Source organism: Modestobacter caceresii (genome assembly GCF_000761485.1).
GTDB classification, from domain to species: domain Bacteria; phylum Actinomycetota; class Actinomycetes; order Mycobacteriales; family Geodermatophilaceae; genus Modestobacter; species Modestobacter caceresii.
Map to the genome: position 1 here is coordinate 87,441 of NZ_JPMX01000003.1, position 23,751 is coordinate 111,191.

Annotated in this window: 23 protein-coding genes; 8 read left to right on the forward strand and 15 right to left on the reverse strand. The window is 73.5% G+C overall.

Going from position 1 to position 23,751, the window contains the following annotated elements:
- Nucleotides 1-753, reverse strand: a 753-nt coding sequence (locus IN07_RS01080) for a hypothetical protein (RefSeq protein WP_036332823.1), incomplete at its 3' end; no start/stop codon positions are given.
- Between the two features lie 354 nt (nt 754-1,107).
- Between IN07_RS01080 and IN07_RS01085 the strand changes: the two genes are divergently transcribed.
- A complete protein-coding gene (locus tag IN07_RS01085) occupies nt 1,108-1,671 on the forward strand; it encodes a copper resistance CopC family protein (RefSeq protein WP_052090461.1) in 564 nt (187 codons plus the stop codon).
- Nucleotides 1,668-3,035 (forward strand): copper resistance D family protein, encoded by a 1,368-nt coding sequence (locus IN07_RS01090; protein WP_052090462.1) that lies wholly within the window; start codon nt 1,668-1,670, stop codon nt 3,033-3,035. The genes IN07_RS01085 and IN07_RS01090 overlap by 4 nt, the downstream gene beginning before the upstream one ends.
- Before the next feature lie 7 nt (nt 3,036-3,042).
- On the opposite strand, the gene metH is transcribed toward IN07_RS01090, so the two are convergent.
- On the reverse strand, nt 3,043-6,837 hold the full coding sequence (metH, locus tag IN07_RS01095; RefSeq protein WP_052090464.1) for a methionine synthase: 3,795 nt from the start codon (nt 6,835-6,837) through the stop codon (nt 3,043-3,045).
- 212 nt (nt 6,838-7,049) lie between these two features.
- On the opposite strand from metH, the gene IN07_RS01100 reads away from it, so the two are divergent.
- Nucleotides 7,050-7,910, forward strand: a complete 861-nt coding sequence (locus IN07_RS01100; protein ID WP_036332690.1) for a PAC2 family protein — start codon at nt 7,050-7,052, stop codon at nt 7,908-7,910.
- A gap of 181 nt (nt 7,911-8,091) precedes the next feature.
- Here IN07_RS01100 and IN07_RS01105 read toward each other — a convergent pair whose 3' ends face one another.
- The 7 genes from IN07_RS01105 to IN07_RS01135 form a co-directional block, all read right to left on the reverse strand.
- On the reverse strand, nt 8,092-9,201 hold the full coding sequence (locus IN07_RS01105; RefSeq protein WP_231557929.1) for an HD domain-containing protein: 1,110 nt from the start codon (nt 9,199-9,201) through the stop codon (nt 8,092-8,094).
- Nucleotides 9,198-10,481, reverse strand: coding sequence for a cysteine--1-D-myo-inosityl 2-amino-2-deoxy-alpha-D-glucopyranoside ligase (gene mshC, locus IN07_RS01110; RefSeq protein ID WP_036332692.1), 1,284 nt, complete (start codon nt 10,479-10,481; stop codon nt 9,198-9,200). The genes IN07_RS01105 and mshC overlap by 4 nt, the downstream gene beginning before the upstream one ends.
- Before the next feature lie 80 nt (nt 10,482-10,561).
- On the reverse strand, nt 10,562-10,948 hold the full coding sequence (locus tag IN07_RS01115; protein ID WP_036332694.1) for a VOC family protein: 387 nt from the start codon (nt 10,946-10,948) through the stop codon (nt 10,562-10,564).
- A 65-nt stretch (nt 10,949-11,013) separates the two neighbouring features.
- The gene (locus tag IN07_RS01120) at nt 11,014-11,889 is read right to left on the reverse strand and encodes an SCO1664 family protein (RefSeq protein ID WP_036332696.1); all 876 of its coding nucleotides are present in this window, start codon (nt 11,887-11,889) and stop codon (nt 11,014-11,016) included.
- 12 nt (nt 11,890-11,901) lie between these two features.
- Nucleotides 11,902-12,453 (reverse strand): DUF3090 family protein, encoded by a 552-nt coding sequence (locus IN07_RS01125; RefSeq protein WP_036332698.1) that lies wholly within the window; start codon nt 12,451-12,453, stop codon nt 11,902-11,904.
- Between the two features lie 10 nt (nt 12,454-12,463).
- Nucleotides 12,464-13,165: a histidine phosphatase family protein gene (locus IN07_RS01130; RefSeq protein ID WP_036332700.1), complete on the reverse strand. Its 702-nt coding sequence runs from the start codon at nt 13,163-13,165 to the stop codon at nt 12,464-12,466.
- Between the two features lie 155 nt (nt 13,166-13,320).
- Nucleotides 13,321-14,154: an undecaprenyl-diphosphate phosphatase gene (locus IN07_RS01135; protein WP_036332702.1), complete on the reverse strand. Its 834-nt coding sequence runs from the start codon at nt 14,152-14,154 to the stop codon at nt 13,321-13,323.
- A 161-nt stretch (nt 14,155-14,315) separates the two neighbouring features.
- On the opposite strand from IN07_RS01135, the gene IN07_RS01140 reads away from it, so the two are divergent.
- The 3 genes from IN07_RS01140 to IN07_RS01150 are packed head-to-tail and all read left to right on the forward strand — an operon-like array spanning nt 14,316 to nt 17,649.
- A complete protein-coding gene (locus tag IN07_RS01140; protein WP_036332704.1) occupies nt 14,316-15,296 on the forward strand; it encodes an aldo/keto reductase in 981 nt (326 codons plus the stop codon).
- Between the two features lie 46 nt (nt 15,297-15,342).
- On the forward strand, nt 15,343-17,325 hold the full coding sequence (locus IN07_RS01145) for an AAA family ATPase (RefSeq protein ID WP_036332706.1): 1,983 nt from the start codon (nt 15,343-15,345) through the stop codon (nt 17,323-17,325).
- Nucleotides 17,326-17,382: 57 nt separating this feature from the next.
- Nucleotides 17,383-17,649: a GlsB/YeaQ/YmgE family stress response membrane protein gene (locus IN07_RS01150; protein WP_197058299.1), complete on the forward strand. Its 267-nt coding sequence runs from the start codon at nt 17,383-17,385 to the stop codon at nt 17,647-17,649.
- Nucleotides 17,650-17,701: 52 nt separating this feature from the next.
- Here the strand turns inward: IN07_RS01150 and IN07_RS01155 are convergent, their stop codons facing one another.
- Nucleotides 17,702-18,496: a DUF2470 domain-containing protein gene (locus IN07_RS01155; protein WP_036332708.1), complete on the reverse strand. Its 795-nt coding sequence runs from the start codon at nt 18,494-18,496 to the stop codon at nt 17,702-17,704.
- Nucleotides 18,497-18,563: 67 nt separating this feature from the next.
- Between IN07_RS01155 and rpsD the strand changes: the two genes are divergently transcribed.
- A complete protein-coding gene (gene rpsD, locus IN07_RS01160) occupies nt 18,564-19,169 on the forward strand; it encodes a 30S ribosomal protein S4 (protein WP_036332711.1) in 606 nt (201 codons plus the stop codon).
- A gap of 16 nt (nt 19,170-19,185) precedes the next feature.
- Here rpsD and IN07_RS01165 read toward each other — a convergent pair whose 3' ends face one another.
- Both IN07_RS01165 and IN07_RS01170 read right to left on the reverse strand, forming a co-directional pair.
- Nucleotides 19,186-19,686, reverse strand: a complete 501-nt coding sequence (locus tag IN07_RS01165; protein ID WP_036332712.1) for a hypothetical protein — start codon at nt 19,684-19,686, stop codon at nt 19,186-19,188.
- 104 nt (nt 19,687-19,790) lie between these two features.
- On the reverse strand, nt 19,791-20,048 hold the full coding sequence (locus tag IN07_RS01170) for a hypothetical protein (RefSeq protein ID WP_036332714.1): 258 nt from the start codon (nt 20,046-20,048) through the stop codon (nt 19,791-19,793).
- A 148-nt stretch (nt 20,049-20,196) separates the two neighbouring features.
- Between IN07_RS01170 and IN07_RS01175 the strand changes: the two genes are divergently transcribed.
- Nucleotides 20,197-20,400: a DUF5703 family protein gene (locus IN07_RS01175; RefSeq protein WP_036332716.1), complete on the forward strand. Its 204-nt coding sequence runs from the start codon at nt 20,197-20,199 to the stop codon at nt 20,398-20,400.
- Between the two features lie 108 nt (nt 20,401-20,508).
- Here IN07_RS01175 and IN07_RS01180 read toward each other — a convergent pair whose 3' ends face one another.
- From IN07_RS01180 to IN07_RS01190, 3 genes are read right to left on the reverse strand one after another with little or no spacing between them, the layout of a single operon-like run.
- Nucleotides 20,509-21,465, reverse strand: a complete 957-nt coding sequence (locus IN07_RS01180; protein WP_036332718.1) for an NADPH:quinone oxidoreductase family protein — start codon at nt 21,463-21,465, stop codon at nt 20,509-20,511.
- Nucleotides 21,466-21,525: 60 nt separating this feature from the next.
- On the reverse strand, nt 21,526-22,341 hold the full coding sequence (locus IN07_RS01185) for an SDR family oxidoreductase (RefSeq protein ID WP_036332833.1): 816 nt from the start codon (nt 22,339-22,341) through the stop codon (nt 21,526-21,528).
- 13 nt (nt 22,342-22,354) lie between these two features.
- The gene (locus IN07_RS01190; RefSeq protein ID WP_036332720.1) at nt 22,355-23,677 is read right to left on the reverse strand and encodes a M20/M25/M40 family metallo-hydrolase; all 1,323 of its coding nucleotides are present in this window, start codon (nt 23,675-23,677) and stop codon (nt 22,355-22,357) included.
- Nucleotides 23,678-23,751: the final 74 nt, after the last annotated feature.

Consider the following 23,751-nt stretch of genomic DNA (forward strand, 5'->3'; position numbering starts at 1 on the left):
ACGACGGCGGTAGGCGATCGCACCGGCACCCGCAGCACCGGCGGCGGCCAGGACGCCGACGCCGATCACGGCGGTGTTCTCGGTACCGGAGGTGCTGCCGGCACCGGTCTCGGCGCCGCCGGCCGGCGCGGCACCCATCTGCGCGACCTCGAGCGCACCACAGGCGGCGGGGGCGGTGGCCTCCATCGGCAGCGACGGGTCGAGGTCGCTCATGACGTCACCGTCGTAGGCACCGGAGTCGTTCTTGTCGACGCCGTGCACGACCAGGACGGCCGTGCCCGCCTCGAACGCCGCGTGGACGTCGTCGGTGACCTCGAAGGTGCGCTCGTAGCTGAGCGTGCCGTCGTCCGCGGTCGGGAAGCGGTCGATGGCCAGGCCGCTGTCCGGGCTGGTGTCGCCGGTGGTGGTCAGCGACGTGCCGATGGCGCCGTAGGCCGGTGCACCCTCGGTGGTGCTGAGGAAGCCGTCGCCGTCCGTGTCGTCGGCGTCGGTCGGGCACTCGCCCAGGGCGCCGATGTGGAAGTGCTGGGCGTGCGGCGAACCCGCCAGCAGCCCGGACGCCTCGATCATGACGGTCGCCGTGTTGCCGTCCAGCGTGACCATCCCGGTGCCGTCGACGCCCGACTGGTTGAGCGCACCGAGGTCGGCCTGGTAGCTGGTGGCCCCCTCGTGGGCGAAAGCGGTGCTCATGGTGAGCAGCGGGAACGCTGCAGCGGCGATGGCGATGGCCGGGAATGCGTGTGCCTTGCGCAAGGTGTGCTCCTCGTGATCGGAGTGCCGCACCCACCGTGAGGTGGGAGCAGCGGACGGCGGCTGACACCGCTCGTCCGGTCGGTCGGCGGGTGCACCGTTGCCCCCACCGCGGAACAGGTCTGACGACCCCGGACAGCCGACGGATCCCCCAGCGGGGATCTCCCCACTGCCGCGCTGACCACCCGACATTCGGGAGGTGGTGCGGGATCGGTTCACTGCCGCCCAGGAATTTCCTGATGCCGGGCTGTGCAGCGGGTGGGAGTCCGGCCTCGTACGGGCGGAGACGACGATCAGCACATGGCGTTCGGCGAGGGCCGGACCAACCGGAAGGGCGGTCGCGGACGAAGAACGGGCATGACTGTTCTGCGCGCCCTCCCGATCGCCGGTCCGCGCCCCGGGCCGGTGCTGCTGGTGGGGTTGCTGACCGTGCTGCTCCTCGGCATCGGGGCGCCTCCCGCCCGGGCCCATGACGCGCTCGTGAGCAGCAGCCCGGTAGCCGGCGCCGCCGTGCCGACAGCTCCGTCCTCGGTGGAGCTGGAGTTCAGCGCGACGCCGCTGCCGCTGGGCACCGAGGTGCTGGTGCTCGGCCCGGACGGCGCCGTGGTGTCCACCGGCGCCGCCGAGATACGGGACACGACCGTCGTCCAGTCACTGACCGCCGAGCTCTCCGCAGGGAGCTACACCGTGCAGTGGCGCAGCACCTCCTCGGACGGGCACCCGCTCACCGGCTCCTGGGACTTCACGGTCGCCGCGGGGAGCACGCCGGCCCCGGACGCGGCGACCCCGGACGCGGCGCCCCCGTCGGTGGCGGCCGCGGCGGCCGACCCCGCCCTCCCGGTCGGCTGGCTGGTCGGTGGCGTCCTGGCCCTCGGGGCGGCGGCTGCGCTGGTCCTCGGCCGGCTGCGCAGCCGGCGGTGACCAGCACCGTGGTCCGCCCGGACCAGGAGCAGCGTGCGCCGCAGCGGGCCCGGTGGCGGGTGCCGACGGCCACGGCCGCGGTGGCCGGCCTGCTCGCGGTCCTGGGCTGGGCGATCGCCGTGGGCAGCGGCCCGACGACTCCCGCCGCCGTCGGGCTGCGCGAGGCAGGCCTGCTGGTGGAGTGGGGTGGGCCGGTGATCACACTGGCCGCCCGGATCGCCGCGGTGGGCACGGTGGGGACCCTGCTGTTCGCCGCCGTCCTGCTCCCCGCAGGCGCCGGGCAGCTGGCCCCACAGGCCAGGCGCGCCGTGTCGACGGCGTCGGCGTGGGCGCTGGCCTGGGCGCTGGCGACCTCGCTCGGCGGCCTGCTCACCGTCAGCCGGCTGGTGGGCGTGGCCCCGACCGCGCTGGACGGGTCCTCGGTCCGGGTGTTCCTCCTCGACACCGGCGCCGGCCGTGCCGTGCTGCTGGTCACCGCGATCACCGCAGGGCTCGCGGTGGCGGCCCGGCCCGGCACCGGCCGCGGGGGTGCGCGGCTGCTGCTGGCCGGTGCGCTGGCCGCCCTGGTCGTCCCGGTGGTGCTCAGCGGGCACTCGTCGGCCGCGGAGGACCACCTGGTCGCGGTGACCACCCTCGCCGTGCACGTCGTCGCGGCGAGCCTGTGGGTCGGCGGGCTGGGCGCCCTGCTGCGGTACGGCCGGGCCACGCCGGCGGCCGCCGGGCGGTACAGCGCGGTCGCGCTGTGGTGCTTCGGGGCCACCGCGGTGTCCGGGGTGCTGGCGGCGGGGGTCGTCCTGGGCGGCGCCGGGGCCGTGGTCGCCGCGCTGGGCACCGGCTACGGCGTGCTGCTGCTCGGCAAGACGCTGGGGCTGACCGTCGTGGGCCTGCTGGGCTGGCAGCACCGGCGCCGCACCCTGCCGCAGCTGCGGGCGGGGCAGCCGGGCGCCTTCCGGCGGCTGGCCGTCGTGGAGACGGCCGTGCTGCTGGCGACGGTCGCCCTGGCCGTGGCACTGGCGGCATCCCCGCCCCCGGTCGCGGCCGGGGTGGGGTCAGCGACGGCCGCGCCGGCAGCTCCCGCGGCGGCTGCGGACCCCATGGCCGGGCACGACCACGGCGAGCTCTCGGTCGGCGTCCTGGTCGACGAGGACCGCTTCCACGTGGCCGGCCCGGTCGCCGCAGGGTCGCGGGTGACCGTGCACAACGCCAGCGGTCAGCCGGTGACGATCACCGCGGACGACGCCTCGTTCGACGTCGATGTCGCCGCCGGGACGCTGCTGACCTTCGCGGCGCCCGACCAGCCGGGTCAGTACGCCTTCAGCAGCCGCCACTCGGCGACCTACACCGACGTCCTCGTCGTGGAGTGAGCCCGGCTCACTCGTCCTCGGTGCGGTAGCCCAGGTTGGGTGAGAGCCAGCGCTCCGCCTCGGCGACCGTCCAGCCCTTGCGCCGGGCGTAGTCCTCGACCTGGTCGCGGCCGATCCGGCCCAGCACGAAGTACCGCGACTCCGGGTGGGCGAAGTACAGACCGCTGACCGCCGCCCCCGGCCACATGGCCATGCTCTCGGTGAGCTGGATGCCGGTGGCGGCCTCCACGTCGAGCAGCTCCCAGATCGTCTGCTTCTCGGTGTGCTCGGGGCAGGCCGGGTAGCCCGGTGCGGGGCGGATGCCGGCGTACTTCTCCGCGAGCAGCCCGTCGGCGTCCAGGTGCTCGTCGGGGGCGTAGGCCCAGAACTCGGTGCGCACCCGCTCGTGCAGCCGCTCGGCGAACGCCTCGGCCAGCCGGTCGGCCAGCGACTCCAGCAGGATCGCGCTGTAGTCGTCGTTGGCCTTCTTGAACTCGGCCACCTTCTCCGCCGAGCCCAGGCCGGCGGTGACGGCGAACGCCCCCACGTGGTCCCGGAGCCCGGTCGCCTTGGGTGCGACGAAGTCGGCCAGCGACTTGCGCGGCGAGCCGTCCCGGCCCTCGGTCTGCTGCCGCAGCTGGTGCAGCGTCGCCCGGACGGCGGTGCGGGACTCGTCAGTGTAGACCTCGATGGAGTCGCCGTCCACCTGGCTGGCCGGGAACAACCCGAAGACGCCGCTGGCCCGCAGCCACCGCTCGGCGATCAGCTGGTCGAGCATCGCCTGCGCGTCCTCGTACAGCCGGCGGGCCGCCTCCCCGGTGGTCGGGTTGTGCAGGATGTCGGGGAACCGGCCGCGCATCTCCCAGGCGTTGAAGAACGGCTGCCAGTCGATGTACTCCCGCAGCTCGTCCAGCGGGTAGTCGGCGAAGCTGCGCACGAACTGGGTGGCCACCCCGTGCCGGTGGTCGCAGCTGGGCCCGGCGCAGACGTCCTTCGTCTGCTGCAGCAGCATCCGGGGCCGCGGCGGGTGGTGGTCGGACCAGTCGATCGGGGTCGCCGCCGCGCGGGCAGCGGCCAGCGGGAGGAGCGAGCGGGTGTCCTGCCGGGCCGCGTGCCGTTCCCGCAGCGCGGCGTAGTCGGCGTCGGTCTCGGCGAGCAGGGCCGGGCGCTGCTCATCGGACAGCAGCGCGGCGACGACCGGCACCGACCGCGAGGCGTCCTTCACCCAGATGACCGGCCCGGAGTACTTCTGCGCGACCTTCACCGCGGTGTGCGCGCGGGAGGTGGTGGCCCCGCCGACCAGCAGCGGGATGGTGAACCCCTGCCGCTCCATCTCGGTGGCCAGGTTGACCATCTCGTCGAGGGAGGGGGTGATCAGCCCGGAGAGCCCGATGATGTCGGCGCCCTCCTCCTTGGCGGCGTCCAGGATCCGCTGGGCGGGCACCATCACGCCGAGGTCGACCACGTCGTAGTTGTTGCACTGCAGGACGACGCCGACGATGTTCTTCCCGATGTCGTGGACGTCGCCCTTCACGGTGGCCATCACGACCTTGCCGTTGCTGCGCTCGGCGTCCCCGGGCTGCTTCTCCGCCTCGATGAACGGGATCAGGTGCGCGACGGCCTTCTTCATCACCCGTGCCGACTTCACCACCTGGGGCAGGAACATCTTCCCGGCGCCGAACAGGTCGCCGACGACGTTCATGCCGGCCATCAGCGGCCCCTCGATCACCTCGATGGGCCGGCCGCCGCGGGCGCTGATCTCCTGGCGCAGTTCCTCGGTGTCGGTCTCGACGAACGCGTCGATCCCCTTCACCAGGGCGTGGGTGATCCGCTCCCCCACCGGCAGCGACCGCCACTCCTCGGTGGCGACCTCCTTGGCCGCCCCGTCGCCGGCGAAGTCCGCGGCGATCTCCAGCAGCCGCTCGGTGCTGTCCGGGCGGCGGTTGAGGACGACGTCCTCGATCCGCTCGCGCAGCAGCGCCGGCACCTCGTCGTAGACCTCCAGGGCGCCGGCGTTGACGATCCCCATGTCCATGCCGGCGGCGATGGCGTGGAACAGGAAGACGGCGTGGATCGCCTCCCGCACCGGGTTGTTGCCGCGGAAGGAGAACGACACGTTGGAGACGCCGCCGGAGACCAGCGCGCCGGGCAGGTTCTGCTTGATCCACCTCGTGGCCTCGATGAAGTCGACCCCGTAGGTGGCGTGCTCCTCGATGCCGGTGGCCACGGCGAAGACGTTGGGGTCGAAGATGATGTCCTCGGCCGGGAAGCCCACCTGCTGGGTGAGGACGTCGTAGGCCCGCCGGCAGATCTCCTGGCGGCGCTGCAGGCTGTCGGCCTGGCCGTCCTCGTCGAAGGCCATCACCACGACCGCGGCGCCGTACTTGCGGCAGAGCCGGGCCTGGGTGACGAACTCCTCCTCGCCGTTCTTCAGCGAGATGGAGTTGACGATCGCCTTGCCCTGGACGCACTTGAGCCCGGCCTCGATGACCTCCCACTTCGAGGAGTCGATCATCGTGGGCACCCGGCAGATGTCGGGCTCGGTGGCGACCAGCTTCAGGAACCGGTCCATCGCCGCGACGCCGTCGATCATCCCCTCGTCCATGTTGACGTCGATGACCTGCGCGCCGGCCTCGACCTGCTGGCGGGCGACGGCGAGGGCGGTCGGGTAGTCGCCGGCCTTGATGAGGTTGCGGAAACGGGCCGAGCCGGTGATGTTGGTCCGCTCGCCGACGTTGACGAACAGGCTGTCCTCGGTGACCGTCAGCGGCTCCAGCCCGGACAGCCGCAGCGCCGGGGCGACCTCGACCGGCGTCCGCGGGGCCCGGCCGGCGACCGAGCCGGCGATGGCGGCGATGTGGGCCGGCGTGGTGCCGCAGCAGCCGCCGACCAGGTTCACGAAGCCGCTCTCGGCGAACTCCCCGACGATCGCCGCGGTCTCCTCGGGCGACTCGTCGTACTCACCGAAGGCGTTGGGCAGCCCGGCGTTGGGATAGCAGGAGACGAAGGTGTCCGCGATCCGGGAGATCTCGGCGATGTAGGGCCGCATCTCCTTGGCACCCAGCGCGCAGTTCAGCCCCACCAGCAGCGGCTCGACGTGCCGTACCGAGTGCCAGAACGCCTCGGTGACCTGCCCGGAGAGGGTGCGCCCGGAGGCGTCGGTGATCGTGCCGGAGATCATCACCGGCCAGCGGCGCCCGCGGTCGGCGAACAGCGTCTCCAGCGCGAAGATGGCCGCCTTGGCGTTCAGGGTGTCGAAGATCGTCTCGATCAGCAGCACGTCCGAGCCGCCGTCGACCAGCCCGTCGGCCTGCTCCAGGTAGGCCTCGACGAGCTCGTCGAAGCTGACGTTGCGGGCGCCGGGGTCGTTCACGTCGGGTGAGATGGACGCCGTCCGGCTGGTCGGGCCGAGCGCACCGACGACGTAGCGCGGCTTCTCCGGTGTGCTGACCGCGTCGCAGGCGGCGCGGGCGAGCCGGGCGGAGGCGACGTTCAGCTCGTACGCCAGGTCGGACATCCCGTAGTCGAGCAGCGAGATCCGGGTCGCGTTGAACGTGTTGGTCTCGATCAGGTCCGCGCCGGCGTCGAGGTACTCGCGGTGGATGCCGCTGATGATCTCCGGGGCGGTGATGCTGAGCAGGTCGTTGTTGCCCTGGACGTCGCTGGGCCAGTCGGCGAACCGCTCACCGCGGTAGCCGGCCTCGTCCGGCCGGTCCCGCTGGATGGCCGTGCCCATCGCCCCGTCGAGCACCAGGATCCGCTGCTGCAGCAGCGCGGTGAGCGCGGTCGTGGCGTCAGGGCGGACGTGCGGGGATGCAGGCACGGGCAGTCCTCGGTGGTCGATCGGGCACGGTCACGGAGGCGTCCGGCGCCAGGGCCCTGGCAACTCCGACGGGCGAGCGGCCTCGTCGTCCTCGAACAGCGCCCCCATCGTCGCACTTCCCTCCCCTGCCCGGGTGCACCCCGTGGCCCGGGCGGTCCCGGACGCCCCACGAGCAACCGGGGCGGCGGGCCAGATCGACGTAGGCTCGAAGGGTGATCGATCCGAAGTCCGACGCTGACGACCTGCCCGAGCTGGACGACCCCGTGGTCGTGGTCGCGTTCGAGGGATGGAACGACGCCGGGGACGCCGCCACCGGTGCCGTGGAGCACCTGGAGCTGACCTGGAACGCCACCCCGCTCGCTGCGCTGGACCCCGAGGACTACTACGACTTCCAGGTCAACCGGCCGACCGTCTCCCTGATCGACGGCGTCACCCGCCGGGTCGAGTGGCCCACCACCCGGCTGTCGGTGGTCAAGCCGCCGGGCAGTGAGCGGCACGTCGTCCTCATCCGCGGCATCGAGCCGAACATGCGCTGGCGCAGCTTCTGCGACGAGCTGATCGAGCTGATCCAGGAGCTCGGCGCCCAGACGGTGGTCGCGCTCGGCGCGTTGCTGGCCGACACGCCGCACACCCGGCCCACGCCGGTGACCGGCTCGGCCTACGACGCCGAGTCGGCGCGGCAGTGGGGTGTGGAGACGTCCACCTATCAGGGTCCGACCGGCATCCTCGGCGTCTTCGCCGATGCCTGCGTGCAGGCCGGGCTGCCGGCGGTGAGCTTCTGGGCGGCCGTGCCGCACTACGTCTCCCAGCCCCCCTCCCCCAGGGCGACGATGGCGCTGCTGACCCGGGTCGAGGAGGTCCTCGAGGTCACCGTGCCGCTGGGCACCCTGCCCGACCAGGCCGACGAGTGGGTGAAGACCGTCGACGAGATGGCCCAGGAGGACGAGGAGGTCGTCGAGTACGTGCGCTCCCTGGAGGAGCGGCAGACGGCCAGCGACCTGTCCCAGGCCAACGGCGACCAGATCGCCCGCGAGTTCGAGAGGTACTTGCGCCGCCGCGGCGGCACGAGCTGACCTGCGGCCCCGTCGCAGGGGCCCGCCGCGAGCCCGCGAGTGGTGGGGGGCGGCGGGGTCCTTCCGCTGCGCCCCCGCGGCGGCACGAGCTGACCCCGGTCGCTTCAAGATCAGAACGGGCTGAAGGTCGTCATCTCGACGGGATGACGACCCTCAGCCCGTTCTCGTCGCCAGCCCTTTCTCAGGGTGTGACGAGCAGCGGGCGCATCCGGACGGTGGCCGTGTCGTCGAAGAGCCGGTCGTACGTGGCGAGGGCGAACCGGTCGGTCATCCCGGTCACGTAGTCGACGACCTGGGTGACCAGGCCGGCCTCGGTGTCCCGGTAGCTGGCCGGCATGAGCTCGGGATGGGCCAGGTGGTGGTCGACCAGCCGGCGGATCACCTCGATCGCCACGTGCTTCTGCCCGGCGGCGATCTCGGACTCGTAGACCCGCTCGAACATGAACGCCCGCAGCTCGTTCATCGCCTCGAGGGCGTCCGGCGCCATCCGCACGGCCGGTGCCGGCGGGCCGCCGGGGACGGCGTGTCGGGCCTCCTCGCGCGCCGAGGCGTACGTGCCGTCGACGACCGCCTCGATCATCGCGCCGACCATCGCCCCGCCGGGCGGGCCGAAGGTGGCCAGCGTGCGGGCCGGCAGGTCACCGGCGCGCAGCACCCCGGCCCGGACGGCGTCCAGCGCGTCGTGGGAGAGGTAGCCGATCCGGTCGGCGAACTTCACGCACTCCGCCTCCCGGGTGGCCGGCGGCGGGGTGATCTTCCAGCTGTGTGCCCGGACGCCGTCGCGCACCTCCCAGGTGAGGTTGAGGTCCTCGAGCACCTCGACGATCCGCACCCCCTGGGCGGCGTGGTGCCAGCCTCCTGCGACGTAGGGCTCCAGGGCCTCCTCACCGATGTGCCCGAACGGCGAGTGGCCCACGTCGTGGGCCAGCGCGATCGCCTCGGCCAGGGTCTCGTGCAGGCCCAGGGCCCGGGCCAGTGACCGGGCGACCTGGGTGACCTGGAGGGTGTGGGTGAGCCGGGTGACGAAGTGGTCGCCGTCGGGGTGCAGGAAGACCTGGGTCTTGTGCTTGAGCCGGCGGAAGGCCTTGGCGTGCAGCACCCGGTCGCGGTCGAGCTCCCAGCAGGTGCGGAGTCCGTCGTCGGGCTCAGGGCGCGCCCGTCCCCGGCTCCGGGAGGACCGCGCGGCCGCCGGGGCAAGAGCTGCCTCGGCGTCCTCCCGTGCCTGCCGGTCGATCCGGGTGAAGGCAGGCGGGTACGCCAGCCACTCGAACCCCGTCCCGCCCTCGCTCACGGCGTGAGAGCGACGCCGAGCAGTGCGTCGACCACGTCGCGGACGACGGCCGGCGACTGCTCGTCCCAGTCGTCGGTGGCCTGGGCGGCGGGCAGGCCCGGACCGGAGGCGGCCTCGGCGAGGCTGGCGGCGGCCCAGCGGTCGACGGCGGCGATCGCGCCGGGGGTGTCGAGGTCGTCGGCCAGCCGCTCCCGGACGGCGGCCAGCACGGGGCCGGCCGGCGCGCCCAGCGGCAGCTCCACGGCCCGCCGCCAGGTGTCCAGCCGCCGCTGCGCCTGCGCCAGCAGCTCGGGGGCCCAGGCCCGGTCGGTGCGGTAGTGCCCGGACAGCAGGGCCAGCCGGATCGCCATCGGGTCGGTGCGGTCGCCGCGGAGCCGGGAGACGAAGACCAGGTTGCCCCGGCTCTTGCTCATCTTCTCGCCGTCCAGCCCGATCATCGCGGCGTGCACGTAGGCCCGGGCGAAGGGCTTGGTGCCGGTGAGCGCCTCGGCGTGGACGGCGGAGTACTCGTGGTGCGGGAAGACGAGGTCGCTGCCGCCGCCCTGGACGTCGAAGCCCATGCCGATCCGGTCGAGTGCGATCGTGGCGCACTCGACGTGCCAGCCCGGGCGGCCCGCGACGCCGCGCGGACCGGGCCAGGACGGCTCGCCCTCGCGAGCCCCTCGCCACAGCAGCGGGTCGAGCGCGTGCCGCTTGCCCGCCCGGTCGGGGTCGCCGCCCCGCTCGGCGGACAGCCGCAGCATGGTCGCCTCGTCGTAACCGGACTCGGAGCCGAACCCGGGTGCCTGGGCGACGTCGTGGTAGACGTCCCCGGTGCCGTCCTCCAGCTGGTAGGCCAGGCCGGCGTCCCACAGGCTCTCCACGTGCGCGGCGATCCGCGGGATCGACTCGACGGCGCCGACGAAGTCCTCCGGCGGCAGCACCCGCAGCGCGGTCATGTCCTCGCGGAACAGCGCCGTCTCGCGCATGCCCAGCACGATCCAGTCCTCGCCGTCGCGGTCGGCCCGCTCGAACAGCGGATCGTCGACGTCGGTGACGTTCTGCACGTAGTGCACGGCGTGCCGGGCGTCGCGCCACACCCGGTTGACCAGGTCGAAGGCCAGGTAGGTGGCCGCGTGGCCGAGGTGCGTGGCGTCGTAGGGCGTGATGCCGCAGACGTACATCCGGGCGGTGCGGCCCGGGGAGGTCTCGACCACCTCGCCGCGGGCGGTGTCGTACAGCCGCAGAGCGGGGCCGGACCCGGGCAGGGTGGGGAGCAGCGGGGCAGGCCAGGAGAGCACGTCAGGAGCCTAGATCCGGCCACCGACAGGGCGGCAATGCACCCGGTCCCCGGCGCGCTCCACCGCCGTCCGGCGGTCCGTCAGGGCCAGGTGGTGGCGTGCCGGTCGAACTCCTCACCGGTCTGGACGCCGACCACGCAGAACAGCAGCCCGGCGGGGTCCTTCATCTGCCAGAACCCGCCCATGTCGGCCATCCGGAGCGCCCCGAGGGCCTCGAGCCGGGCCACCTCCGCGTGCACGTCGTCGGTCTCGATGTCCACGTGCCAGCGCGGCGGGGTGCCCACCCCGGTGCGCTGGACCTCCAGGTGGAACCCGTCGGCGAAGGAACCGAGCGAGGACCACGCGTCGTCGATGGTGTCGGGCTCCACGGCGTGACCGGTGGCGGCGGACCAGAACTGCTGGCCCCGGTCGTGCAGCTGGGGAGGGAGGTCGATCAACAGGATCGCGAGTCGGCTGCGATGAGGCACCCACCCACCCTGGCAGCCCGCGCCCGGGAAGTCAGCCGCCCGGGCCCGGCCACTGCCGCTGTGCTCTAGAACGGGGGCCAGGGCAGCGCGGGCCAGTCACCGCTGGGCTGGGGGTGCAGCCCGCTGCGCAGCAGCTCGGCCACCCGCTGCTGGGTGCGCCGCACCTCGCGCCGGGTGAGGTGCTCGTGCAGCTGGTCACCCAGGTCGCCGCGGAGCTGCTCGGCCAGCTGCTCCAGCACGGCCAGGTGCTCCGCCAGCAGGGGCCTGCCGGCCCAGCGCCACAGCAGGGTGCGCAGCTTGGGTTCCACGGAGAAGCAGATGCCGTGGTCGACGCCGTACACGTGTCCACCGCGCATCGGGATGATGTGGCCGCCCTTGCGGTCGGCGTTGTTCACCACCGCGTCGAAGACCGCCATCCGGCGCAGCTCGGGGACGTCGAGCCGGACGAACTCGGTGAGCTCGACGGCGGGGTCGGCGTCCATCCACAGCTGGACCATGCCGGGGCCGAACGGGCCCTCGCGCAGCACGGTGGGCGGCACGATCGACCAGCCGGTCGCCTCCGACACCAGGTGCGCGCTGATCTCGCGGCCGGCGAGGGTGCCGTCGGGGAAGTCCCACAGCGGCCGCTCCCCCGCCACCGGCTTGTACACGCAGGTGGCAGCCAGCTGGTCGGTGCGGATCCCCCCGATGAGGGTGACGTTGCTGGCGTCGAGGAGGCGGCCCTCCATGTCCAGCACGCCCTCGCGCAGCAGGGCGGTGACCTCGTCGGCGCCGCTGGGTGGCCGGCGGTCACCGTGGTCGAACGCGGCGACATCGAGCTCGACGACGTCGCCGTCGTCCCCCTCGAACTCGTCGTCGTCCAGCTCGTCGTCGTCCAGCTCGAGGGGCTCGTCGGTCAGCGGGTGCTCCAGCCGGTCGTCGCGGGGATCAGGCGCGGTCATCGCAGCGCCGGCTCAGCGGCGGTAACCGTTCTGCCGCGGGCAGACGTGGCCGGTCGGGTCCAGCGGCAGGGAGCACAGCGGACAGGAGGGCCGGCCGGCGGCGATGACCCGGCGGGCGCGGGCGACGAACGCCCGGGCCGCGACCGGGGTGATCGTCACCCGCAGGGCGTCGGGGCCCTCGTCGCTGTCGGAGAGGATCACGTCCTCCTCGATCGGCTCCTCGCCGGCGGCGACGGCCTCGACGACGACCGCGTCCTCCTCGCCGTCCCAGGCCAGCCCCATCGCGGCGACGCGGAACTCCTCGTCGACGGGCGCGGTGAGCGGTTCGAGGTCGTCGACGTCGGCGTCGGGCGGGACGACGACGGCGGCGCGGTTGGCCACCTCGTCGAGCAGCTCGCTCATCCGGTCGGCCAGCACCTGGACCTGCGTCTTCTCCAGCGCCACGCTGATCGTGCGGCCGGCCTCGTCGGAGGCCTGCAGGTAGAAGGTGCGGTCGCCGGGCTGGCCCACCGTGCCGGCGACGAACCGGGTGGGACGGTCGAAGAGGAAGACCTGACGAGGCACGGCGATCAGGTTACGCGGCGCCGGAGCCCGCGCCGCCGCCGACGACCGCGTCGGAGGAGGGCTTGCGCCGACCGCGCTTCTTCTTGGGCGGGATGAGGGCGGAGACGTCGCCGCCGGTGTCGTTGACCCGCACCAGGAACGGCCGGGTGTCGGTGTAGGTGACCACCGACAGCGACGCCGGGTCGACGACGATGCGCTGGAAGGAGTCCAGGTGCATCCCCAGAGCGTCGGCCAGGACCGCCTTGATCACGTCACCGTGGCTGCAGACCAGCCAGACGGCGTCCGGCCCGAGCTTCGCGTTCCACTCCCGGACGGCGGCCACCGCGCGCGCCTGGGTCTGGGCGAGCCCCTCCCCCTCCGGGCCGGGGAAGACCGCGGCGGAGGGGTGCTGCTGCACGACCTTCCAGAGCGGGTCCTTGGTCAGCTCCTTGATCGGGCGGCCGGTCCAGTCGCCGTAGCGGGCCTCGCCGAACCGGTCGTCGGTCTGCACCTCCAGCGCACGCCCCTCGGCGACCGTGCCGGCGGTCTGCTGGCAGCGCTCCAGCGGGCTGCTCACCACCGCGGCCAGCGGCACCTCCGACAGCCGCTGCGCGACCGCCTGCACCTGAGTCTGGCCGGTGTCGTCCAGCCGCACCCCGGGGGTCCAGCCGGCCAGCACGCCGGCGGTGTTGGCCGTCGTCCGGCCGTGTCGGAGCAGGATGACCGTCGTCATGGGGCTTGCCTCCTCGATCGGCCCGCGAGCAGGGGCCCGGCGCGAGCCTGCGAGCGGTGGGGGGCTCGCGGGTCCTTCCGCACTCCGCCGACTCTAAGGCCCCGCCCACAGGCTCGCCGCGAGCTCGCGAGGGGCGAGGAGGACGGGGTCCTTCATCAGGTCGGCTCGAGGACGCCGGTGCCGACGAGCACCAGCACCAGGCCGCCGAGCACGATCCGGTAGACCACGAACGGGGCGAAGCTGCCGTGGGCCAGGTACCGCAGCAGCCAGGCGATGACGGCGTACCCGATCCCGAAGGCGATGACGGTGGCCAGGATCGTCGGGCCCCACGAGAGCGCCTCGCCCTCGGTGTCGCCGGTCAGGGACTCGTAGGCCTGGAAGAACCCGGCGCCCAGCACGGCGGGGACGGCGAGCAGGAACGAGTAGCGCGCCGCCGCGGCGCGGTTGTAGCCGAGGAAGCGACCGGCGGTGATGGTGCCGCCGGAGCGGGAGACCCCCGGGATGAGCGCCATCGCCTGGGCGAACCCGAAGGTCAGGCCGTGCTTGACGGTCAGGTCGGGCAGGTCGCGCTCGGTGCTGCCCACCCGGTCGGCCCAGTAGAGGACCAGCGAGAAGACGATCAGGGCGACGGCGATGATCCGCAGGTCCCGGAACGTCGTCTCGATCGAGTCCTGGAACAGCAGCCCGAGGACGACGATCGGCAGGCTGCCGATGATGATCAGCCAGCCCATCCTGGCGTCGGGGTCGCTGCGGGCCGAGCGGTCGAACAGCCCCCGGACCCAGGCCGTGATGATCCGCCAGATGTCGTGCCGGAAGTAGATGAGCACGGCGAGCTCCGTGCCGATCTGGGTGATCGCGGTGAACGCCGCCCCGGGGTCGCCCCAGCCGAACGCCTCGCCGACCACCCGCAGGTGGGCGCTGGAGGAGATCGGCAGGAACTCGGTGAGGCCCTGGACCACCCCGAGGACGAGAGCTTCGAACCAGCCCACGGTCAGCGCCTCCGCTGCTCGGCCGGGCGGTGGTCAGGGCAGGTCGGGGGCTCGCGCACGACAGGCACCCTAGGTGGCCGGGACACCGGGGCCCGGCACCTCGGCAGGAGACGTTCGTCGCTGCCGGGGAGCGTCGGTGGGCAACGGTAGGTTGACCCGTCGTGGAACAGCGGGCGCTCGGGCGCAGTGGGCTCGTGGTCTCCCGGCTGGGGCTGGGCACCCTCACGTGGGGCCGGGACACCGACGAGGACGAGGCCGCGATGCAGCTCACGGCGTTCGTCGACGCCGGCGGCACGCTGGTCGACACCGCCGACGTCTACGCCGACGGGGAGAGCGAGCGCACGCTCGGGCGACTGCTGGCCGACGTCGTCCCGCGCGACGACGTGCTGGTCGCCACGAAGGCGGCGGGCCGCACCGGGCCCGGGCCGATGGGCCGGGGCGCCTCCCGCGGGCACCTGCTCTCGGCGCTGGACGCGTCCCTGGAGCGGCTGGGGATCGACCACGTCGACCTGTGGCAGCTGCACGCCTGGGACGACGCGACGCCCCTGGAGGAGACGCTGGCCGCCTGCGACCTGGCCGTCTCCTCCGGCCGGGCCCGCTACGTCGGGGTGAGCAACTTCTCCGGCTGGCAGACCGCCCAGGCCGCCACCTGGCAGCGCGCCTGGCCCGGGCGCACCCCGATCGTGAGCACCCAGGTCGAGTACTCGCTGCTGCAGCGCGGCGTCGAGCGGGAGGTGCAGCCGGCCGCGGAGGCGCTGGGGCTGGGCATCCTGCCGTGGTCGCCGCTGGGCCGGGGGCTGCTCACCGGCAAGTACCGGGACGGCACACCCGCCGACTCGCGTGGCGCGTCCGCCCAGTGGCTGGGGTTCATCGACGGGCTGCGGTCGGCGACCGCGGACCGGGTGGTGGAGGCGGTCGTCACCGCCGCGCAGGGGCTGGGCACCACGCCGCTGGGGGTCGCCCTCGCCTGGCTGCACGACCGGCCCTGCGTGGTCGCCCCGATCGTGGGCGCCCGGACCGCCCAGCAGCTGCAGGCCGCCCTCGATGCCCAGGGGGTCCGGCTGCCGCCGGCGATCACCACGGCGCTGGACGACGTGTCCGCGCCGCACTTCTCCTATCCCGAGCAGCGTCGGGAGCACTGAACAGTGAGCACCCGAACCGTGAGCACCGAGTTGTGAGCACCGAGCCGTGAGCACCCCGACGCCTGCGGGCGACCCCGTCTTCACCGCCTTCTGCGCCGCCGGCCTGTGGCCGGGCCTGGGCAAGCGGACGGCGGCCGACCTGCCGGCCGCCGGCATCACCGGCCCGGACGACGTCACCGCCGACCGGCTGCTCAAGCTGCCCCGGGTGGGCCGGCAGCGCGCCGAGCGCTTGTTCAGCTCGTTCCTGGCCGCCAGGTCGACCTACGAGGTCGTCGAGCTGCTGGTCGGCGCGGGGCTGAACGCCCGGCTGGCGGTGAACTCCGCGGACGCCCTCGGCCCCGACGCCGCCCGCCGGCTCCGGGACGACCCGTGGGCGCTGCTCGGCCTGACCGGGGTGACGCTGGCCGACGCCGACCGGCTGGCGATCGCCGTCCTCTCCGGTGCCGACCGGCAGGACACCCGCCGCGGCCGGGCGATCGTGGCGCTGACCTTGCGCACCGCGACCCGGGACGGGCACACCGTGCTCCCCGCCGACCTCGTGGTAGCGGCGCTGCGCGCGGAGCAGATCGACGACCCGGCGGCCGCGGTGGTGGCCGCGGTGGAGTCCGGTGAGGTGCTCGAGCACGCGGAAGGACCTCGGTCCCCCCTCCACTCGCAAGCTCGCGAGGGAACCCTGACCGAGGCCGAGGACGAGGACCCCGATCACGAGGACGAACCGCAGTCACTGAGCCTGTCGCTGGCCCGGTACGGGATGGCGGAGGAGGCGGTGGCGGAGAACGTGCACCGCCTGTCGGCCACCAGCGGACGGATCGCCGACCCTGCCTCGGTCCGGTCGGTGGCCAAGGGCCTGGACCCGGCGCAGCAGGCTGCGGTGGCCCAGGTGCTCGGCGCCGGCATCTCGCTGCTGACCGGCGGGCCGGGCACCGGGAAGAGCCGGACCGTCGCCTCGCTGGTGAAGCTGCTGCAGGCCAAGGGCACCGAGGTGGCCCTGGCGGCGCCGACCGGCCGGGCGGCGAAGCGGCTGGAGGAGCTGACCGACCACCCGGCGGTGACCGTGCACCGGCTGCTCGGCGCGCAGGGCATGACCGGTGGGTTCGCCCGCAACGAGGAGTGGCCGCTGGACGCCGACGTCGTGGTGGTCGACGAGGCCTCGATGCTGGACGTCGAGCTGACCGCGGCGCTGCTGGAGGCCTGCCCGGACGGCACCCACCTGCTGCTGGTGGGCGACCCGGCACAGCTGCCCTCGATCGGCCCCGGTCACGTCCTCGGTGACCTGATCGACTCCGGCGTGGTGCCGGTGACCGAGCTGACCACGCTGCACCGCCAGGCCGAGGGTGGGGCGATCGCGCGGCTGGCCACCGGGGTGCGCGGCGGTGAGCTGGTGCACGTCGACTCCCCCGACCGGGAGGTGGTGATCGTGCCGGCCACCGGGAGCGCCGAGGCGGCCAAGCGGGTCGTGCAGCTGGTCACCGACTCCATCCCGCGCGCGCTGGGCATCGACCCGTCGACGGTGCAGGTGGTCACCCCGGTGCACCGTGGGCCGGCCGGCACCATCGAGTTGAACAAGGCGCTGAAGGCGCAGCTCAACCCCGGCGAGGGCACGGTGTTCGGGTTCGACGTCGGCGACCGGGTGGTCGCGACGGCGAACCACCTCGACCTGGAGCCGATCGGGTTCGCCAACGGTGAGGTCGGTGTCGTGACCGGCACCGGTGAGGGCTCGCTGGACATCGCGTTCGCCTCCGGGCCGGTCAAGGTGAACGGCAAGGCGCTGTCGGACCTCCGGCACGGCTGGGCGATCACCGTGCACCGGGCGCAGGGCTCGGAGTGGCCCGGTGTCGTCGTGGTGTTGCCGCCGGAGGCCGGCGGGATGCTGTCCCGGCCGCTGGTCTACACCGCCCTCACGCGGGCGCAGCAGCACCTGTCGATCGTGCACGCCAGCGGCGCTGCGCTGGCCCGGGCGGTCCGGGAGGTCGACGTCCGGCCGCGGCGGACCCGGTTGGCGACGCTGCTCGCCGAACTGGCGGAGTGACCCACCTGTCAGGTGGACCACGTTTCACAGGTTGATCTTGAGGGCACCCACGAGGACATGGGCATCATCGGTTTTCTCGTCTTCGGTCTCATCGTCGGTGCGCTCGCTCGGCTGATCAAGCCGGGCAAGCAGAACCTCAGCATCCTGGCCACCCTGGCCCTCGGCGTCGTCGGCTCCCTGATCGGTGGCGTCGTGGCCACCCTCCTGGGCACCGGTGACTTCGGCGAGCTCAACATCATCGGCGGGATCGTCGCGATCGTCGCCGCCGTGCTGTTGATCGGCGTGGCCGAGGGCATGAGCGGCGGTCGGCGCAAGGTCCACTGACCTCGCCCCCGCTCGACGCACCACTCCCCTGCCCGGGGCGCTGACCTCGCGGTCAGCGTCCCGGGCAAGCGCGTCTCGCGGCGCAGAGCAACCGGTGCACCGCCGGGCCGAGGTCGTCGGCACAGGTGACGGGCGCGGTGAAGGGCACGCGCACGTCCCGGTGGCCCGTGCGCTGCTCGATCCGCAGCCGGAACCCGTACCGGTCCAGGCCCAGCGGGCGGACGACGTCGCCCCTCCCCACCCAGGCGGCCGGCACCCGGGAACACAGCAGGTCCAGCTCCTCGGGGTGGGCGACGTCGAGGTGCTGCAGCGCCGGCCCCTCCACCGCGATCAACGGGTCGGGCGCCGCGGCGAGGAAGTCGTCGGGGTCGATCTCGGTGACCGAGCCGCACTCCCCCAGCACCACCTCGGCCAGGTCCAGGCGCAGCAGGGTGGCGCTGCGCCCGACGTCCAGCAGCGCGCCCACCGGGGCGACGTCGGCGAACGCCAGCGCAGCGTCCCGCTGGTCGGTCTCGAGCAGCGGCGTGAGCCACCCGGACAACCAGACCTGGGCGCGCACGGGCTCGCGCAGGGGCACCGGGGCGTGGTCGGTGACCATCAACAGCGCCGCGAGGTCGCCGTCGGCAGACGCCTGGACCGTGCGGCAGACCTCACCGTCGGTCGGCACCACCACGAGCACCTGCCCCTCGGCGGTGAGGGCGTGCCCGAGCACACGACTGCCGTCGATGCCGGCAGCACAGACGGCGGCCGCCGGCCGGGCCGCCACGGTGCGCGCCCGTTCGGCTCCGGTGGGCCGGAGGGCGTCGGACGAGGGCCCGGGGGCGGCGGGGCGGGTCGATCGTGTCATGCGGCACTCCGGGTTCAGGACGACTCGACATCGCGGTAAGGTGAGCCTAACCGAACCGGAGGATCGTGTGAACAGCTCCCGCCCCAAGGTCCGGCGCTCACGTGCGCTGGGCATCCCGCTCACCCCCAAGGACGTGCGCTACTTCGAGCGGCGCCCGTACCCGCCCGGTGAGCACGGCCGCAAGCGCAAGAACACCAGCGACTACAAGACGCGACTGCTGGAGAAGCAGCGGCTGCGCGCGCAGTACGACATCAGCGAGACCCAGCTCCGCTCGGCGTTCGACCGGGCCAAGCGCACCGGCGGCAAGACCGGCGAGGAGCTGATCACCCACCAGCTCGAGGCACGGCTGGACGCGACCGTGCTGCGCGCCGGGTTCGCCCGCACGATCTACCAGGCCCGGCAGACGGTCAGCCACCAGCACGTCACGGTGAACGGCAAGCGGGTCGACCGGCCCAGCTACCAGGTGCAGCCCTACGACGTCGTCGAGATCGCCGAGCGCAGCAAGTCCAAGCTGCCGTTCCAGGTCGCCGCCTCCGGCGCGCACGCCGCCGCCCCGGCCTACCTGGAGGTCCAGCTCTCCGAGCTCCGCTGCGTGGTCGTCCGCCGGCCGCAGCGCTCCGAGGTCCCCGTGGTGTGCGAGGAGCAGCTGGTCGTGGAGTACTACTCCCGCTGAGCCGGGCCGGGGCCCGTCAGGCCCCGGCCCCGGTCACCGGTCCGCTGTTGACCCGGATCGCGCGCTGCATCTTCCGCCGCTGTACCAGGGGGATGCCGACGATGGCGGCGATGCTCACGAGGCCGAACCACGGGATGTCGGACAGACCACCGACGACCAGGTCGTGGACGACGTTCGACACCAGGCCGACGAACCACACCACGGCCACCGGGCACACGATCCGCTGGGCACGGGAGCCACCGCTCCACAGGACGTCGAGCTGCACCACCTGGCTGCGGGCCACGTCGACCGCGGCGGCACGGAGCCGATCGTCGTCCAGCGCGTGGCCGCGGTTGACCGCTGCTCCCACCCGGGACTGCTCGGCGGGGGTCAGGCGGTGCCTGCGGACCAGGTCACCCCAAGGGTCCGGGTCCCGGCGGGGCTGCAGTCGGCCCCACAGCGAACGGCCACCGACCCACCAGGCCAGCAGCGGCAGCCCCACGAGGATGAGCAGCACGGTCGTCAGCGCGGCGGTCACGGGCGCGATCCTCACCCGCCGTGACGGGCGGTGCGGACGACCGGCGCCCGGACCACCCGATCAGGCGATGCCCGACACCCGGCAGCCCGTGGCCCCGGACGGGGTCAGCCGCGCTGCTCGTCCTCGTCGTCGTCCGGCACGGCCGCCCGCTGCTCGAGGACGTCGTACTCGTCGGCCTCCGGGTCGGCGTCCCGCATCGTCGAGTAGGTGCCCGGGGTCGCGCTGAGCTGCTGCTCGATGGCGTCGGCCTCGGGGACCTCGGCGCCCAGCGGCGGCACCTCGTCGGCGAGTTCCGGGCCGGTCGAGGCGGTGGTGCGCTGCTGCTCCAGGCGGTCGGCGTCGTTGGCTTCGGGGTCGGTCATGAGGGCTCCTCGCCGGTCGGGGGCCCGGCCGGGTGCCGGGCCGCGCCGTCCTCCCCTGCCCGCACTCCGCCGGGGCGACACCCGGACCGGGTGGCTCCGTGGTGACCACCACATGACCCGCAGGCGTCCGGCAGGCACAATCGACGAGGTGTCAGCACCCGGCGAGTACGAGTACGCCCCGCTGCGCATCCCGGCGGGCATCTCCCGCTCCGCGGCGGCGCAGCTGATGAGCATGCAGTCCGACACCGGCGGCTGGGAACTCGCCCGGCTCCAGCTGCACGCCGACGGCACCCGCAAGGTGATCATGCGGCGCCGGATGCGGCTGTCCTACCTCCCCCGCCCCATGGTGTGAGGACCCTGTTGCCCCCACCACTCGCGAGCTCGCGGTGCGGCCCTGCTGATGGCCCCGTCCAGCGGCTCGGCCCGAGCTTGCGAGCGCTGAGGAGGACGGGGTCCTCTCTCAGGGGGTGAGGACGACCTTGCCGACGGTGCTGCGGTCGGCGATGGCGGCCATCGCCTGCGGCAGGTCGGTCAGCGGCAGCGACTGACCGACCAGCGGGTCGATCGCCCCGTCGGCGAACAGGTCGCACAGCGCCTCGTGCACCAGCCCGATCCGGGCCGGGTCGTGCTTGCGGTAGAGGCCCCAGTGCAGCCCGACGATGCTGTAGTTCTTGACCAGGGCGTGGTTGACCGGCGCCTGCGGGATCGTGCCGCTGGTGAAGCCCACGACCACGAGCCGCCCCTCGAAGGCGATGCACTTGCGGGACTTGTCGAACACCTCCCCGCCGACCGGGTCGTAGACGACGTCCGCACCGTGGCCGCCGGTGATCTCCTTGACCAGCGGGACGAAGTCCTCCGCGGTGTAGTCGATGACGTGGTCGGCGCCGAGTGAGCGGCAGACCTCGGTCTTGCGCTCCCCGCCGGCGGTGGCGATCACCTTCGCGCCGGCGGCCTTGCCGAGCTGGATCGCCGCCGTCCCGACGCCGCCGGCGCCGGCGTGCACCAGCAGCCACTCCCCCGCCTGCAGGGCTGCGCGCCGGTGCAGGCCGACGTAGCCGGTCTGGTAGGTCAGGTACAGCGAGGCGGCCTGCTCGTCCGACATCGCATCGGGCACCGGCCAGGCCGCGGCGGCGTCCATCAGCGCGTACTCGGCGAACGCCCCGGGACCGCCGGACGGCGACCCGAGCACCCGCTGGCCGGTCTCCACGATCTCACCGCACAGCTCCACGCCGGGGGTGTAGGGCAGCGGCGGCCGCTCCTGGTACTGGCCCATCGCCATCAGCACGTCGGGGAAGTTCAGCCCGGCCGCCCGCACCTTGACCAGCACCTGGCCGTCGGCGGGGATGGGCTGCTCGACCTCGTCGAGGGACATGACCTCGGCCGGGTTCCCGAGGCTGTGGACTCGCCATGCACGCATGCCCGGCACCTTGCCAGAGCGACCGTGACGCCGATCACCCGGGCTGTGCCCGTGCAGACGTCAGCGCATGGACGGCGGGCGCAGCGCAGTCGGGACGACGGCGGTCTCCCCGCTCGCCGTCCGGGCGGCCGGCACGCCCTTGAACTTGTAGGGCACGGCGCCCACGCCCGGCTGGACGACGTAGGCCGCGCCCGGCTCGGCGCCGGCCCAGGCGGCGACCATCGCCTCGGCGACCTCGCCGGCCGAGAGCACCGGGAAGTCGGCGGCGGCGAACTCGTCGCGGAGCGGGTCGATGATGGCGGTGTCGGCGAACCCGGGGCAGATGGCGGAGATGGTGATGCCGTCGTCCACCAGGCGGGAGGACATCGACCGGACGAACGCCACCGCCCCGCCCTTGGCCACGCTGTAGCCGGGGTCGGTCGCCATCGGCGAGAGTCCGGCCAGCGAGGCGGTCACCACGATCGACCCGCCACCGGCGCGGCGCAGGGCCGGCAGCGCGGCCTCGGTGCCGTAGACGACGCCGAAGAGGTCGACGTCGACCACCTTGAGGAACTCGTCGACGTCCAGGCCGTGCCGGGACTGCCCGGCGATGCCGGCGTTGAGGAAGACGGCGTCCAACCGGCCGTGCTCGGCCTCCACCGCGGCGACCACGGCGGCGTTGGCCGCCCGGTCGGTGACGTCCAGGGCAGCGAAGTGTGCGCCGAGGCCGGCGGCGACCTCGCGGTTGGCCGGGCTGTCGAGGTCGGCGAGGACGACGGTCACCCCGCGCTCGCGGAGCAGCGCAGCGAGGGCGCGGCCGAAACCGCCGGTCCCTCCGGTGACGAGGGCGACGTCGCCCTGGGCGGGCGAACCGGGCGCGGGAGTGGTGTCGGTCACGCCCGGCATCACATCACGCCTGGCGCAGGAACCGGTCGAGCACCCGGATGCCGAACTGCATGGAGTCGATGGAGATGCGCTCGTCAATGCCGTGGAACAGCGACGCGAAGTCGAGGTCGGCGGGGAGCTTGAGCGGAGAGAAGCCGAAGCAGCGCATGCCCAGGGTTTCGAAGCTCTTGGCGTCGGTGCCGCCGCTCATGGTGAACGGGACGGCGCGGGCGCCCGGGTCCTCGGCCTGCAGCGCCTGGACCATCAGGTCGACCGACGGACCGTCGAACGTCGTCTCCACGGCCTGGTCGTAGGTGATCCACTCGCGGCTGACGCCCTCGCCCAGGAGCTCGTCGAGCTGCTTCTCGAACTCCGCCTCCTGCCCGTACAGGAAGCGGCCGTCGACGGTGGCGCTCGCGGAGCCGGGGATGACGTTGGTCTTGTAGCCGGCGTCGAGCATCGTCGGGTTGGCGGTGTTGCGCAGCGCCGCGCCGATCATCCGGCTGATGCTGCCGAGCCGGGCCAGCGCCTCGTCCGGGTCGTTGGGGTCGATCTCGACCCCGTACGCGTCGCTGACCGCGTCCAGGAACTCGCGCATCGGCGGGGTGAGCACGGTGGGCAGCCGGGTGGAGCCGATCCGGGCGATCGCCTCGGCCAGCCGGGTGACGGCGTTGTCCTCGTGCACGAAGGAGCCGTGGCCGGGCCGCCCCTGGGCGGTCAGCTTCATCCAGGCCAGCCCCTTCTCGGCGGTCTGCACGAGGTAGAGGCGGAGGTCGTCGCGGACGGTGATGCTGAACCCGCCGACCTCGCTGATCGCCTCGGTGCAGCCCTCGAAGAGGTCGGCGTGGTGGTCGACCATGAAGTGCGCGCCCTTGCGGCCGCCGGCCTCCTCGTCGGCGACGAAGGCCAGCACGATGTCGCGGTCGGGCTTCACCCCGGTGCGGGCCCAGTCGCGCACCAGCGCCAGGGTCATCGCGTCCATGTCCTTCATGTCGACCGCGCCGCGGCCCCACACGTAGCCATCGCGCTGCTCACCGCTGAACGGGTGGACGCTCCACTCGGCCGGGTCGGCCGGGACGACGTCCAGGTGGCCGTGCACCAGCAGCGCCGGGCGGTCGCGGTTCGTGCCCTCGATCCGGGCGACCAGGTTGGCCCGGCCCGGCTCGGACTCGTGGATGACGCTGTCGATCCCGACCTCGTCGAGCTTGGCGGCGACCCACTCGGCGGCCTTCCGCTCCCCCGCGCTGGTCGCTGAGTCACCGGTGTTCGTGGTGTCGATGCGGATGAGGTCGGAGAGCAGGTCCGCGACCTCGGACTGGGCACCGGCCAGGGGCGTGGGCTGCGACATGCGGTCGATGGTGCCACCGGCCCCTGTCCCAGACCGGCGGTGGCCTCGGTTATGCTCATCGAGGCGCTCCGCGG

What these genes read in the sequence shown, in the direction of transcription:
- IN07_RS01190 (WP_036332720.1), bottom strand. Translation starts at nt 23,677, where the DNA reads ATGTCGCAGCCCACGCCCCTGGCCGGTGCCCAGTCCGAGGTCGCGGAC.
- IN07_RS01170 (WP_036332714.1), bottom strand. Translation starts at nt 20,048, where the DNA reads ATGACCGACCCCGAAGCCAACGACGCCGACCGCCTGGAGCAGCAGCGC.
- IN07_RS01130 (WP_036332700.1), bottom strand. Translation starts at nt 13,165, where the DNA reads ATGACGACGGTCATCCTGCTCCGACACGGCCGGACGACGGCCAACACC.
- IN07_RS01120 (WP_036332696.1), bottom strand. Translation starts at nt 11,889, where the DNA reads ATGACCGCGCCTGATCCCCGCGACGACCGGCTGGAGCACCCGCTGACC.
- IN07_RS01155 (WP_036332708.1), bottom strand. Translation starts at nt 18,496, where the DNA reads ATGACACGATCGACCCGCCCCGCCGCCCCCGGGCCCTCGTCCGACGCC.
- IN07_RS01085 (WP_052090461.1), top strand. Translation starts at nt 1,108, where the DNA reads ATGACTGTTCTGCGCGCCCTCCCGATCGCCGGTCCGCGCCCCGGGCCG.
- IN07_RS01150 (WP_197058299.1), top strand. Translation starts at nt 17,383, where the DNA reads ATGGGCATCATCGGTTTTCTCGTCTTCGGTCTCATCGTCGGTGCGCTC.
- IN07_RS01180 (WP_036332718.1), bottom strand. Translation starts at nt 21,465, where the DNA reads ATGCGTGCATGGCGAGTCCACAGCCTCGGGAACCCGGCCGAGGTCATG.